Raw genomic sequence first — 13,884 nt, 5'->3', positions numbered from 1 at the left:
CGGTACCCGTTTCCACGGGTACCGGGCGTCTTGCGATTCCAGGACACCGGCCGCTTACGGGAACGGGTGCGGGACCATGCGGATCTCGGCGTCGGTCAGGTCCGTGGTGCGGTGGCCGCCGCGTCGCAGGGCGGTGCGCAGGCGAGGCAGCAGAGGGGCCCGCTGCCGGTTCCAGCCGAAGTCGATGGGCAGGAGTCCCGGCACCAGGGTGCTGACGGTGCGCAGGCCCACGCGTTCCTGCTCCGGGGTGGTCTGGTCGACGACGATCACGTCATGGCCGGCCCGGACGAGTTCGCCGATGACGGCCCGGGCATCGTCGCGCAGGTCGCCGGTGCGGGGCCGGCCGGCCGACTCCCAGCCCCGGTAGACCTCGTCGAAGGGGAGTACGGCCAGTGGCTCCAGATAGCTGCGGGCGTGCTCGGCCATCCTCGGCAGTCCGTAGAGCTGGGCGTGGTCCTTGAGGTGACGGACCTGGTGGAAGTCGTCCGCCATCGCCTCCAGTTCGTCCCGGCGCTCCTCGGTCTGCCGGGAGAGGTGCGGGATGTAGGTGAGCACTTCCGACAGGGCGCCCTCGACCGCGCCCAGCGGGTCCAGCGAGGCGGCCGCCGCGAAGGACAGGATGCCGGGGCCGCCGTCGCGGCGTACGGCCACCGCGGTGACCACGGGGACGGCCAGATCGACGCGGTTGTCCAAAGCGTGTACGTCGTAGCCCTGGAGCGCGGCCCGTTCCGCCATCACGGCGACGGTACGGCTGCCGACGGTCGCCAGGTCGATCTCGGTGAGTCGGGCGTTGCCGTACCAGGCGTTGAGGAAGGCGTCGCGCTCGACGAGTTCGAGGAGGCCGCCGAGGACCGCTTCCTCCAAACAGCCGCCGATGGCACAGCCGTTGGAGCACTCGAAGACGAAGTTGTCGGCCGCCAGGCCGGCGCTGTAGTAGACGAGGCGGGAGGGGACCAGGACCGGCCGGTCGTCGCGCAGGGACCAGCCCCACTCCCAGGGGATGGCGCGGTCCGGGTCGAACGGGTCGACCAGCGGGTCGTCGCGGTAGGTGCGCGGGTCGTAGAAGCCGCAGACGGCGGGGTCGACCGCGTCCGCCTTCAGCTCGTTCCAGGAGCCGGTGACGGGGGTGGACCGGCCGCGCCGGTGGGTTCCGGCGTAGCGCTCCAGGCCTTCCAGGAAGGCGAGGGTGCGGCTGGTGGAGAAGGAGTTCTCCTGGCCGCTCCAGGTGACGTCGTTGAGCCCGGCGTAGCCGCGTACGAAGACGCTGCCGGCGACCGGCGCGGTGGTCGGGGAGGTGACGTCGAGCCAGGTGCCGCCGCCGAGCGCGCCGCATACCGGGTTGGCGAGGGCCTCCTCCGGAATGGCGTACGAGGAGGCGTGGCGCAGCCGGTAGCGGCCGGGGTCGGGTTTGGGCCGCGCGGCCAGGGTCAGCGGGCGGGGGTCGGCAGGGGGGCGGGGCGGGGCGCAGTCGGGGCAGAGCGGGTCGGCGAGGAGGGGGTACGTCCGTATCCGGAGGGACCTCAGATCGAGGCGGGACACCTGGGGCAGGCTGCGGTCGGCGGGCCCGGTGGTGGGGGGTTCGGCGCCCGGGTCGTCCAGTACCGCCCGGCAGAGGGCGGCGACGGCGTCGTAGGTGTGATCGGTGAGAAGTGGCCATGCTCCGGCCGGGCGGGGGCCGTCGGGGCCGCCGGTCTCCAGCGCGTCGCGTTCGCTGCGGCTGCGCAGCCGCTGCCAGCGCATCGCCAGACAGCGTCCGCAGGCGGGGGCGGTGCCGTCGCCGCCCCACGGCCCCACGAGCACGGCGGACGCGGTGAGATGGACACGCGCCCCGGCGCGGACGGCGGCCCAGGGGTCCGGGCCTCCCCGGTCGCCGAGGGCGGCGTCGGTGGTGCCGACGGGGACGACGGGGGTGTCGTGGCCGAGGCGGCCGGCGAGCGCCGAGCGGAGCCCGGCCCGCGCCAGGTCCATCGGCTGTGGCAGTTGCCGCGTCGCGGTGGTCATGACGACCTCGTCCAGCGGAAGGTCTTGACGGCGATCGCGCCGAAGACGAGAGCGAACACGGCGAGTCCGGCGCAGCCCACCGCGACGTCGGAGGCGTCACCCCGCCCGGCCAGCGCGTGGGACACCGCGTCGTTGAGGTAGCGCAGCGGCATGACGAGCGAGAGCTTCTGGAGCCAGGACGGCATGGCGTCGAGCGGGAAGAAGGACCCGGAGAGGAACGCCATGGGCAGCATCAGGAAGTTGGCGACGGCCGCGACGGACTCGGGGGTGTTGGCGAACGAGCCGATGATCACGCCGAGCAGCAGGAAGGTGGTGATGCCGAGGACAAGCACCGGGATCAGCAGCGGCCAGCCGGAGGCGGGTTCGAGGCCGAACAGCGGCAGCATCGCGACGCCGACGAACAGCACCGACTGGACGGCGCCCACGACCAGGGCGATGACGTAGCGGGAGCCGATGACGGCGGACAGCGGGGCCGGAGACATCCGGATCAGCCGCAGGATGTCGTTCGTGCGCCACTGCATGAGCGTGAACGCGATGCCGAACACGGCGGCGTTCGCCACACCCCAGGACAGGACTCCGGCGGCGGTGTACGAGAGGTAGGACAGGCCGCTCTGTTCGACGTCCTGACCGCGGAAGATCAGGCCGAAGACGACGAGGAAGAGGAGCGGGAAGGCGAAGGTGAAGAAGAGGGTGGTCTTGTCGCGGACCTGGGCGCGGTATCCCGCTCCGGTCAGTGCGGCGTAGGCGCTCATTACTGCTGCTCCGTGTTCTCGGTGTTCCGGCGGGCGCCCTGCGGGGCACCGGTGAGCCGGGTGGTCAGGTCGAGGTAGACGTCCTCGAGGCTGGCACTGCGGGTCTGTACGCCGTCGAGTCCGGTGATCCGGTCGACTGCGCTGAGCACCTGGCCGGCCGTGCGTGTCTCCAGGACGAGGGAGCCGCCCTGGACGGTGACCCGGTCGACACCGGAGATGGCTGCCGCCTCGTGTTCGTCCAGCCGCCCCAGCGGCAGCATCAGCCGGCTGGGGACCTCGGAGGCGCCGACGAGGTTGTGCGGGGAGTCGGTCACGGCGATCGAGCCGTTCACGAGGATGGCGATGCGGTCGCAGAGTGCCTCGGCCTCGTCGAGGTGGTGCGTGGTGTAGACGATGGTGCGGCCCTCGGCCTTCAGCCCGCGCAGTACCTCCCACAGGGCGCGGCGGGCCTGCGGGTCGAGGGCGGCGGTCGGCTCGTCGAGGAAGATCAGCTCGGGGCCGTGGACGAGGGCGGAAGCGATGGCCAGGCGCTGGCGCTGGCCGCCGGAGAGGCTTTCCACCTGCACGTCGCGCTGCTCGGTGAGCCCCACGGAGTCCAGGGTGGCGTCGGCGGCCGCCCGGGAGGCACCGAACAGCGCGGCCACGGTACGCAGGTGTTCGTGCGCGGTCTGCCGTACGAAGAACGCCGAGGACTGGGTCTGTACGCCGATGCGGGGGAGCAGCGCGGTGTTGCGCGGCCAGGGAGACTCTCCGAAGAGGGCGACCGAGCCCGTGTCGGCCCGGCGCAGTCCCTCCATGATCTCCACCAGGGTGGACTTGCCCGCGCCGTTGGGGCCCAGGAGGCCGAAGAATTCGCCCCGGTGGATCTCCAGGGACACGTTGTCCACGGCCTGACGGTCTCCGTACCGCTTGGAGACCCCTTGTACGTGCACGGCGGTGGTCGGGGGGTTGTCTTCGGCGGGTGTGGATGGCATGGCCTGTACCTCACTCATGTGGTGCCTGGATCCTTGTGGTCGGGTTGTGTTCGCGGGGTCGGGGTCACTTGAGCAGCAGAAGCACCACCGTGCAGGTGCCGGCCACGGCGAGGAGGAGCAGGACCGCCGATCCGATCCCGTACGCCGTGTAGATCCGCCGGGCCCGGCCGGGGTAGGTGGCAGTGGCCTCGGCCCTCCCCCGGCTCCCGCGCAGCGCCAGATAGGTCCGGGTCTCGGGGGCGAGGTGGGCGGTGCCCAGGGCGTGGCCGAGCATGCGGTAGCCGTCGAGCGGGGGCAGCGGGACGAGGTTGCTGAGTCCCTGGACGCTGCCGAGCAGCAGCAGGCCGGCGAGGAGGGAGCGGGTCGGGTCGTCCACGGGGAGTACGAACCACCAGACCCCGAACGGCAGGAGGAGGAGCATGTTGATGTACGCGCCCGCTCCGGCGACCACCAGCTTGGCGCGCAGGCCGGGGATGAAGAGGTAGTTGTCGACGGTGCAGTACAGCATCGCGGCCGGGAACCGCCAGCGCAGTCCGATCTCGGCGACGTGGCCGCCGTACTGCTGGGCGGCGACTCCGTGGGCCAGTTCGTGGACGGTGATGCTGAACCAGAGGAACAGGGCGACGGCCGCCAGGACGACCGGCTGCCTGATCAACTCGGCTGTCCCGTCAAGGAGTTCACCGATGTGCAGCGCGAGCGTCAGCACCATCACGAGGACGGCGGCCAGCAGGGGGAGCTGGACGGCACCACGCAGCAGGGGGCGCAGCACGCGGTGCAGTCGTGAGGTCGTCGCGTCGGCGTCGGCGACCATCCGGCGGGTGCCGCGCCAGAAGGTGTTGGCGCGCTGCGGGGCCGGCGCCGGGGGTGGTGGATCGGGGGCGCCGGCCAGCAGGCCGCGGGTGCCGAGGAGCCCGAGCAGCAGGTTCCAGTTGTCCTCGGCGAGGCGGCGGCCGAAGCGGGCCGCGTACTCGGGTGCGAGGTCGTCGAGGTTCCGGGTTCCGTCGAGCCGGGAGATGACGAAGTGCTCCTTGACCCCGGCCTCGAACGCGGCACCGGTGACAGGGTGTTTGAGCAGGTGCACGGTGCGGGGACCGCGCAGCAGGGGTGGGCTGAGCAGGACACCGTCCCGGAGCGCGGGGCGGTAGGCCCGCGCCGCTGCGTGGGCGGCCGTGGCCGGTGCGGGTGTGTCCGGCGGTGGCGCCGCTCTGTCGGGGGCGGGGGTCATGCGTCCGCCGCCTTCGCCGCGGCCGCGCCCGGCTCCCGCAGCACCTGACCGAGCATGAAGGAAAGATACGCCTCGTCGCGGATCGTCACATGCAGCCGATTGTTGGTCATGTGCATGTACGGAGAGAGCAGTCGCGGCAGCACCGCCGACACCTGGGTGAGTTTCTCCAGCGGGGCGGCGTCGGCCGGTTCCGTCCGCTCCTGGCCGGTGTCCTCCCGCGCGGGCCCCTCCCAGGCGGGGAAGAGGAGTTCGCCGCGGGTGGTGAGGTCCACGATGCGGTCGCGCAGTTCGAGGCAGTGGGCCGCCCAGCCCCGCAGGAACGAGGGGAGCCGCTCCAGCTCGCCCGCCGTGACCGCGGCACGGATCTCGGCGAACCGGCGGCCCAGCGAGGGCGCCATCTCCGCGTAGGTGCGCTCGTACTCCTTCGAGCCGATGAACCCGGTGCCGGGGAAGGCGCGGTGCCAGAACTCGTAGTAGCTGTCCAGGTAGTCGGCGAGGAGGTCCTCCTCCGGCAGGAAGCAGCTCGCCATCACCATCATCAGCTGGGCGGAGGTGCCGAGCAGCACGGTGCGCAGATGCAGGTTCATGGTGCGGAAGGCGTCCATGACCAGGTCGCTGGAGTGCCGGAAGTGCCACTCGGCGAGTTCTACTCCCACCGGCCCGCCGTACTTGGCGTACTCGGGGGCGTAGGGCTCCTGGCTGAACGAGTTGTTCTGCCGCAGGTTCATCCGGCCGTCCGCGCCCATGTACCGGTTCCGGTCCTCGCCGGGGAACTCGATGTCGAACAGGGCGTTGTAGAAGTCCTTGAGGAAGCCGGAGTCGACCTCGTACAGGGCGGGGCGGGTGCGGAGGAACTCGGTGAGCGCCTCCTCGGCGCGGCGTTTCACCTCGGCGGCGACGCCGGGGCCGCACGGGCGGAGGCGCAACCGGACGTGCGGGCCCTCCAGCCAGTAGGTGATGAAGAAGTGGCCGCTCAGCAGCCCCTCCTCGGTGAGCCGTCCCACCAGGGGCCGGATGCAGTTGACGAGCATCGGCTGGGGGCTGGCGGCGTAGAAGATGTGCAGCGCGATCCACTCGCCCGGTTGTGTCGTCGTGGATCCGGAACGGGCGGGGCGGGGCGGTATCAGTTCCGGCATGTCGGGCGGTCCTCGGTTCGGGGGCGGGAGGTGAAGGTCTCTACGGCCAGTTCGGCCACGTGGCGGCCCTGCTCGGACGTCAGGTGCAGTCCGTCCTCGGCCGGGAGCATCTCGCGCAGGACCACGGCGATACCCGGTTCGCGTTCCACCAGGGCGTCGAACGCGGTCAGTGACAGGGGGCTGTCGAAGTCCAGGTAGAGGGGTTTGGCTCCCAGGGCCCGGCCTCCGTCCCGGAGCACCGTCGCGAACACCTGGTCCGGCAGGTCGTGGGCGCGGCGCCAGCGCTGCCAGTCCAGGTACCACCACGCCTCGTCCGTGCCGGGGCGGCGGACGGGGAGCGTGGTGGCGTCCGCCGTCCAGCTGCGGCGGCCGATCACGACGTCACCGTGGACCACCCGAGGCCTGCGGGTGACGCCGTCCACGGCCTCGGCCTCGGGAACGCCGCCCCAGATGTCGAGCGGCGTCATGGTGCTCGGCGAGAGCAGCAACAGCGTGCGGGGGATCTCCGGCAGGGCCACCGGGACGAGGTAGCCGAGGTAGACGGGGACGACTTCGCACCCCAGCCGGTGCGAACGCAGGACGAGACGGTCGGTGTCCTCGTCGTGCTCCAGGTACAGGTCGTCCAGGTGCAGCCGGTCGGCCTCCGGAACGGTGGCGGTCTCGCCGGGGCACACGATCTGATAGTCCGTCAGTCTGCCGTGGAGGTTGAGGTTGCTGGTGACCGGGCCGCCGGTCAGCTCGGCGAACACCGCTCCGTCGGGCTGCCGCGCGCGGTGTTCGGCACGCAGCCGGTCCGACAGCCCCGGCCCGGCGGGCGGACCGGCGTCACCGGCCCCGTCGTACACATGGGTGAATCGGCTGAAGGGGAAGGCGAGCCCGCCGTACGAGCGGTTCAGCACGACCAGCGGGCCGCCGGGGCGCTCCGGGCCGGGCGCGGCCACCTGGATGTGATGGCTCTGCGGGGTGAAGTCACCCACCAAGGGCGCGAGTTCGTCGCCGACGGCGGTGAGCAGTTCGCCGGGCAGCCGGATCTCGCCGGATGCGCCGTTCTTCTCCCACTGCTCGCGCATGCCCGCCACGAAGCGGCGCCGGGCGTCGTCCAGGGTCCGCAGCGAACTCTGGCCGAGCCAGTTCTCCTCGGGGACGTACTCGCCGTTCTCGTCGAACGTGCTGCGCTTGCCGGTGAAGGAGACGTACTGGTCGAACAGGTCCTCGTGGAAGTCGTGGACGAGGCCGAGCAGGTCGTCGCAGCGTCCGCCGCGTCCGTAGCGGGCCACGAAGAAGCCGCGCAGGGTGAGGCGCTGGGGCAGCGTGATGTCGAACATCGGCAGGATGCCCTCGACCTCCCGCAGTGCCTGCCCTGTCGCACCGGTCAGCAGGCCGCCCCCGCGGACCGGATCGTCGCCGGCGCTGACGTCCTCGTACAGCAGGGTCTGCGGGAGCGCCGGTTCCGCAGCGCCCAGTTCCCTTTGTACGTCGAGGAGTTGATCCCGAAGGGAGTGCAGCAGGGTCCGCCGTTCGGCGAGCCCGGCGGCCGGGTACGCGGCCAGGCAGGCGGCCGGGCCGTCGAGGCCGGCGGCCACCGAATCGGCCCACGGGGCCCCCAGGGCGCGCAGGGCCTGCTGGAAGGAGCGCAGCGGGTCGGGGCTGTGCACATCGGTGCGCAGGCACGGTACCTGCACCATGCCGAGCTGGAGCAGTGCGGTGGCGTACCGCTCGCACTCGCCCGGGTCGGCGCCGTGCTCGGCCCGCAGCCAGCCGACGAGGTCGCGGTGGCGCAGACCGTCGCGGCTGCCGAAGAGGGCGATCAGGCGTTCCAGGGTGCCGCTCCTGCGGAGGTAGAACAGCCGGTCGCGGACCGCGTCGAAGGTCACGGAGGCGCTGTCGTCGCCCGTCGTCACCCACTGCCGTACGTAGCGGATGCGGTCCTCGTCGTGCCGCCAGCCCGGGGACAGGACGACGGGAAGGTCCTGGCGTCGTACGGGGTCGTCCAGGATCAGCTCGGCCAGCCGCCCCAGGGCGACGACATTGAGCCGCACATGGCTGCGCCACGTCCCGCCGATGCGCAGGGCCGCGCCGCCGTCGTCCGGGGCGTCGTCGAAGGTGCCGGCCGCGACGGCGGTGAGGGTGCTGAACGGGCTGGTCTTGCAGGCCGTGCGGTAGAGGTAGGTGAGCGCGGAGCGTTCGATCTTCCGCATCCGTTTACCGGGCACGGCGCTCGCGTCGCGCAGGTAGGCGTCGAGCCGGCTGTCGAGAGTCGGCGAGGCCAGCAGCAGCCCCAGCCGGAGCCGGTCCCGGGACAGCGCGCCGCGCAGCTCCGCGCGCGCCGTACGCAGCTCACCCGCCAGCAACTCGGCTCCCTCGCCGATGAGTTCTCCGTACCGGACGCGGTCGTCCAGCCAACCGGAGACCCGTGCGCCGACGGCCTCGTCCAGTTGGGTCACCAGGCGGACGGCGGCCTCGGGGTCGGCGGGCAGCCGGTTGTTGAACACCTGGCGGCGCAGCCCCAGCAGTGCGCGGCGGGCATCGCTGCCCTCCGCGTCGGCCGACTCGACCAGATCGTGCAGCAGGTCGCTGAGGGCGGCGCCGCCCTCGGTCAGGCGATCCTCCTGGGCCAGGACCTGGTCGGCCCAGTGGCGGGTACCGGCGCAGCGCAGGCCGTGGACGGTCTCCACGGGCAGGCCCGCGGCGCGGAGCAGGAAGCGCCGGCCCGGCTCCCACCCGGCGGGGCGCCGGGGAGCGGTATCGGACGTCATGAGTGTCATCACAGGTCTTCCCGTCAGGCGATCTCGTGGCGGAAGTCGGCGGGCCGGGGGCGTTCGTTGCCCAGAGGCATGATCAGCAGGGGGGCCTCGTCGCCGTCCCCCAGGCCGAGCTTCTCGATGAACGCGACGTTGTCGAAGCCCAGTGCCACGCCCGCGCCCAGTTCCAGCGCGGCTGCCGCCACGTAGAACGTCTGGGCCACGGCGCCCGCGGTGCCGACGGCCAGCCGGTAGCCGCGGTCGCCGACCGCGTCCAGGACGGCCGTCGTCCGTACCGTCGGCACGAGGACGGCGCCCGCCTGCTCCAGGTTGTAGTTGGCCAGGAAGTAGGTGTCCTGGAGGAACGCTCCCTGCGGGCCCGGTTCGACGAGCAGCAGGTCGCCGGCCTCGGCGTCGTACACGTACGCACCCGGCTCGATGCCCGCGACATGGTTGACGAAGGCGTACATCCGCACCGTCCGTACGGTGCCGTCCGGGTCCGCGTCGCTGTCCAGGGACGTCGCCGCACAGGCTGCGAGGACGGCGGACAGTTGTGCGGAAGTGACCGGGCGGGCCGCGTCGAAGCGGCCGAAGCTGCTGCGCCGGGTGCGCAGGGCCCGGCGTACGGGCACCTCGGGGAAGGCAGGAGCGGGCAGGGCGACCCGGGTGCCGTCGGAGGGGGCGGGCAGGGCGGCTGCCGCGGCGAGCGCGCCGGAAGCGGGGCGGCCCGTGGCGTCCGCCACGGTCGCCGCGTGCATGGCGAGCACCGTCGGGAACTCCAGCACGGTGCGCGAGCGTTCGACGTCCCGGTGCCGGACCGCGGGGTCCGGACCGGTGGCCGTACGCGACACTGGGCCGGAGCCCTCCCAGCGCAGCGGGACGACGGCGAAGACGGCCTCCTCCTCGCCGACGGTGCCGAGCAGGCCGTTCAGCCGGGGCTCGTCGAACCACATCACCGGTGCGGTACGCAGGCCACGGGCACCGGCCCAGATCCGCCAGGTCTGGACGAGGGTCCCCACGTCGGTGGAGACCACGTGGTACGAGAAGCTGTTGTACTTGAACGCGTTCTGCCAGTACTTGACGCCGAGGATCAGGTATTGGTCGGTCTCCCGCGCCTCGGCGGGCGCGTCGGGGCCGAGTGCCTCGCGCACCCGCGCCGAGACGTCGCCGGTCAACAGCCGCTGCACGGCGTGCCGGTGGGTGTCGTAGTAGTGGATGCCGGGGGTGAGCGGGCCGGACGGGCCCGAGGCCCAGTAGATGCTGACCGGGTACAGCCCGCCGCCGCCCGCGGTGCCCCGGGACCAGTTGGCGTGGGTGTAGAACGGCAGGCCGGACAGGTCGCTGTTGGCCTGGATGCCCAGGCGGCGACCGGTCAGCCCGTAGGAGTCCTTGAGCATCGCGGACAGCAGCGGCAGCGTGAAGCCGCCCGGGCCGACGGGCTCACCGGGCCGCGGGAGGAGGCCGCGCCCGGCCGGGGCGTCGGCCAGGTCGTCGCCGTTCGGCAGGGCGCAGGGTTCCACGCCCGGGTAGAACTTGCCCTTGCGCGGGCCGTCGGCCCAGTCGGGGACGAAGTCGGCGGGTTCCATCGGGATGCGGCCGCGATGCAGGACGGCGTCGGCGTACTCATGGGCGAACCCCATGGGGTCGGCCCCCCTTTCGATGTGGCGTGCGGTACTGGCGGGCCGTCATGGAAACGGGTGGGGTGCGGGGTTGAGGCCGGTGGTGCGCAGCGTGGACACCGTCCGGGGCATGTGGCGGGCGCGCTGGCGGGACCAGCCGAAGTCGATGGGCACGAGGCCGGGCACCAGGACCTTCACGGTGTGCAGGCCGAGGGCGCGCTGCTCGGGCAGGGTCTGGTCGACCACCACCACGTCGAACCCGGCGGCGGTGACGGCGCCCACCGCGCGCAGCAGGTCCTCGCGGAGGTCGGATGCCACCGGGGCACCGTCGTCGTCCGGCCACGCCAGGTCGGCGACGGCGAGCGGACGGCGGGGGCCCGGCTGCCGCAGCAGGAAGTCGGCGTGCCGGCCCATCTCCGGGACGCCGTAGACCAGGGGGTGGTCGTGGAGAGTGGTGACCTGGTCGAAGTCGGCGGCCATGGCGCGCAGCCGGACCTCGTTGCGCCGGGTCCGGCCGACGAGGTTGACCGAGTCGGTGGCGATCTCGCAGAGCGCGGAGTCCAGGGCCGACTCGGGGTCGAGCCCGGCGCCCGCCCCGAAGCACATGCGGCCGACGCCGCCGTCGAAGCGTTCGGCGCAGGCGGTGACCACCGGTACGGGGAAGGTGATCCGGGTGTCGAAGAAGCGGGCCCGGTAGCCGTACATGGCCAGTCGGTCCACCATGTGCCGGGTGCTCCGGCGGGTGCTGGTCGACGGGTCGATCTCCCGCAGGGGCGCCTGCCCGTACCAGGCGAGCAGGAAGGCGTCCCGCTCGATGACCTCCATCAGTCCGAAGTACATGGCCTCCTCCGGACTGCCGCCCGAGGCACAGCCGTTGGAGCTCTCCTGCACGAACCGGTTCTCCAGGCCCGGCGCGTGGTAATAGGCGAGGATCTCGGGGACCGGGCGGGGCTTGTCGTCCCGCAGGGACCAGCCCCACACCCAGGGGATCTCCCGGTCCGGGGTGAAGGGCCGTACCCGCGGGTTCGCCCGGTAGAACTCCTCGGCGTACAGACCGGTTTCGCGGGGGTCGACGGCGTCGGGGCCGAGGTCGTCGTAAGAGGCGATGAGGCGGGTGGTCCTGGCCCGGGCGCGCATCCCGGCGTAGCGCTCCAGCCCCTCCAGGACCCCGATGCGCTGACTGCGCGCGTAGGTGTCGGTGTGACCGCCCCAGAAGGTTTCCCGCAGGTATTCCCCGGAGCGGGTGGAGAAGCAGCCGATGGTGGCCGAGGTGGTGGTGGAAGCCACGTCGCAGATCACCGACGAGCCCAGTGCGCCCCAGTGCGGGTTGGCGAAGGCGTCCACGGGCAGCCGGTAGTCCTCGATCCGGCGCACCCGGAAGGCGCCCGGCCGGTACTTCGGCGTGGGCCGCAGGGTGAGCGCGGCCGACTCGGCGGTGTCCGGTTCCGGCACACCGCAGGCCGGGCATTCCGGGTCGGGGACGAGGGGATGGCTGCGTACGGTCATGGCCTCCAGGTCCAGCAGGTGCACCCGCGGATACGGGCCGGGGGCCGGCTCCGCGCCGGCGAGACCCGCCACCAGCGCGGCCGCGGCGGTGGCCGCGAACGGGATGCCGTACGGCCACTCGCCCACCGACCGGGTTCCCGAGCCGAGTTCGAGCCCCTCGCGCAGTGGCAGGGAGCGCACGCCCTGCCACCGGCGCTCCAGGCAGGTCCCGCACCCGGTGGCCCGGCCGTCGGCGGGCCACGGCCCGACCAGCACCTGACGCCCGTACAGGTGCACGGGGACGGGCGCGGCCCCGGCGTCGAAGGCGCCGTGCGCGGGGGTGGCGGTGTACGCGTCCTGGACGCCGAGGGGTGCCACCGCCACGGCCGGGGCCGGGCCGCTCGCGACGGCCCCGACCTCGTCGAGCGCATCGCGCAGGGCGCCGGTGAACCGGCGGGAGCACCCGGCCCGGGCGGTCCGCCCGGGCCCGGTCATGGGCTCAGCCGGCATCGGTGACCGTCCGGGTGAGCAGGACACGCGCGGTGTGGATGCCCGCGGTGGGCAGGTCGGCGGCGTGCGTGGGCACGACCAGGGCGTCCCGGCCGTCGGCAGCGAGGCGTTCGAGGATCCGGGTCCACTCCACGGCCTGACCGGGTGCCTTCGCCGGTTCGTCGCGGGTCACCGGGATCAGCGCGGCGTCCAGGTCCCGCAGCAGCGGGTCGCCCGCGTCGGGGGCGTCCGTCTCCGCCTCGGCCGCCAGCTGCGCCTCGCCGAGCAGGTCCCGTACGGCATCCACGGCGGCCGCCGTGAGGTCCAGGGCGGACCCGACGGCCCAGCGGGCGGGTGCGGTGGGGGACACGGTCCTCGCCAGGACGACGCACGCACCGGAGTGTGCCCGCTCACCGAGGTCGAGCAGTTCGACCGAGAGGCCGAGGTGGGTGGTGGACCGAAGCAGGAACGTCATCTCGGGGTCGTCGCCGAAGGCCGAGGGCTCGATCACCGCCACGTCCGCGGCATCCCCGACCGCCCGTCGCAGGGCGGCGTGGGAGAGCGCCGACAGCAGACCGGAGGCCGCAGCCTCCGGCAGGTCCGCTCCCGCGCCCGCTCCGGCCCGCGTAGGTTCGAAGCGACGGTCGGCGTTGTCCGCCCCGAAGGGACGTACGGCGCCGGCGGGCACCCGCACCGCCTCCTTGGTGACGAGCGAGGTGGCGGGGGTCCAGACGGTGGCCGCGCCGCCGCCACCGGTGCCGGACGCGATGGTGAGCGCGTCCGGGGCCACGGCGGGCAGCTCGTCGAGGGAGGCCTGCGCGGGGACGGCGGGCACCACGTGCTCGGCGTAGACGGTGGCGGCTGCGTTCAGCGCCCGCAGCCGGGCCCCGGCGGTGTGGTGGACATCGAAGGCGGTGATGGTCCGCGACCCCCGCGGCCCCAGGCCGAGCACGACGGAGCCCACCTTCAGCGGAGTCTGGGTCAGGGGCTCGTCCGCGTACCGGGTGAAGACGCCGGCGTGCGGGTGGACGAGTGCGGAGCGGCGCTCGAGTTCGGCGAGCGGGCCGCGGGAGGCGTCGTCGTCGGGGGCGGTGGCGACCGTAGGGAGGAATGCCGGGCGCGGCGGGACCGACGCCAGGTCGACCGGTTCCGGGGTACCGGCGGGGGTGGCACAGAATGGGCAGCGGGGGTGCGCGAGCAGCGGCTCCGAGCCGACGTCGAAGGACGCCATGTCCTGGATGAGCAGCCGGCCCCGGGTCTCGGCCGGCAGTGCGCCGGTGACCAGGCGGAACACCTCGTACCCGAGCAGATTGCCGAGCATCGCGGCGAGCGGTCCCGCGGGCCGGGCGCCGGGGGTACCTGTGCCCAGGGCCAGCCCGCTCCACAGGTCCGCGGCCGCCGCGTCGGCCCGGCCGCCGGCGCCGCCCAGCCGCAGGGCGGCGCAGGACCAGCAGGACGTCGA

9 protein-coding genes are annotated in these 13,884 nt (G+C 73.0%); all 9 read right to left on the bottom strand.

Annotated elements, in window-relative coordinates; translation table 11 throughout:
- Nucleotides 1-54: 54 nt before the first annotated feature.
- Nucleotides 55-2,001, bottom strand: coding sequence for a TOMM precursor leader peptide-binding protein (locus tag ACFU8Q_RS30780; protein WP_384460024.1), 1,947 nt, complete (start codon nt 1,999-2,001; stop codon nt 55-57).
- The gene (locus tag ACFU8Q_RS30775; RefSeq protein ID WP_384460022.1) at nt 1,998-2,753 is read right to left on the bottom strand and encodes an ABC transporter permease; all 756 of its coding nucleotides are present in this window, start codon (nt 2,751-2,753) and stop codon (nt 1,998-2,000) included. The genes ACFU8Q_RS30780 and ACFU8Q_RS30775 overlap by 4 nt, the downstream gene beginning before the upstream one ends.
- Complete coding sequence (locus ACFU8Q_RS30770; protein ID WP_384460019.1) at nt 2,753-3,745, bottom strand: ABC transporter ATP-binding protein; 993 nt, start codon at nt 3,743-3,745, stop codon at nt 2,753-2,755. Before ACFU8Q_RS30770 ends, ACFU8Q_RS30775 begins: the two co-directional genes overlap by 1 nt.
- Nucleotides 3,746-3,791: 46 nt before the next feature.
- The gene (locus ACFU8Q_RS30765; RefSeq protein ID WP_384460017.1) at nt 3,792-4,952 is read right to left on the bottom strand and encodes a peptidase M50; all 1,161 of its coding nucleotides are present in this window, start codon (nt 4,950-4,952) and stop codon (nt 3,792-3,794) included.
- Nucleotides 4,949-6,088: a lantibiotic dehydratase C-terminal domain-containing protein gene (locus ACFU8Q_RS30760; protein ID WP_384460014.1), complete on the bottom strand. Its 1,140-nt coding sequence runs from the start codon at nt 6,086-6,088 to the stop codon at nt 4,949-4,951. The genes ACFU8Q_RS30765 and ACFU8Q_RS30760 overlap by 4 nt, the downstream gene beginning before the upstream one ends.
- Complete coding sequence (locus tag ACFU8Q_RS30755) at nt 6,076-8,853, bottom strand: lantibiotic dehydratase (protein WP_384460011.1); 2,778 nt, start codon at nt 8,851-8,853, stop codon at nt 6,076-6,078. The genes ACFU8Q_RS30760 and ACFU8Q_RS30755 overlap by 13 nt, the downstream gene beginning before the upstream one ends.
- Before the next feature lie 14 nt (nt 8,854-8,867).
- On the bottom strand, nt 8,868-10,469 hold the full coding sequence (locus tag ACFU8Q_RS30750) for a nitroreductase family protein (RefSeq protein ID WP_384460008.1): 1,602 nt from the start codon (nt 10,467-10,469) through the stop codon (nt 8,868-8,870).
- 45 nt (nt 10,470-10,514) lie between these two features.
- Nucleotides 10,515-12,443, bottom strand: a complete 1,929-nt coding sequence (locus ACFU8Q_RS30745) for a TOMM precursor leader peptide-binding protein (RefSeq protein WP_384460005.1) — start codon at nt 12,441-12,443, stop codon at nt 10,515-10,517.
- Nucleotides 12,433-13,884, bottom strand: a 1,452-nt coding sequence (locus tag ACFU8Q_RS30740) for a YcaO-like family protein (protein ID WP_384460002.1), incomplete at its 5' end; no start/stop codon positions are given. The genes ACFU8Q_RS30740 and ACFU8Q_RS30745, both read right to left, overlap by 11 nt.

The organism is Streptomyces sp. NPDC057543, from assembly GCF_042801895.1.
Taxonomy (GTDB): domain Bacteria; phylum Actinomycetota; class Actinomycetes; order Streptomycetales; family Streptomycetaceae; genus Streptomyces.
The sequence above is the reverse complement of the archived record's forward strand: the minus strand, read 5'-3'. Positions and strand labels throughout refer to the sequence as shown.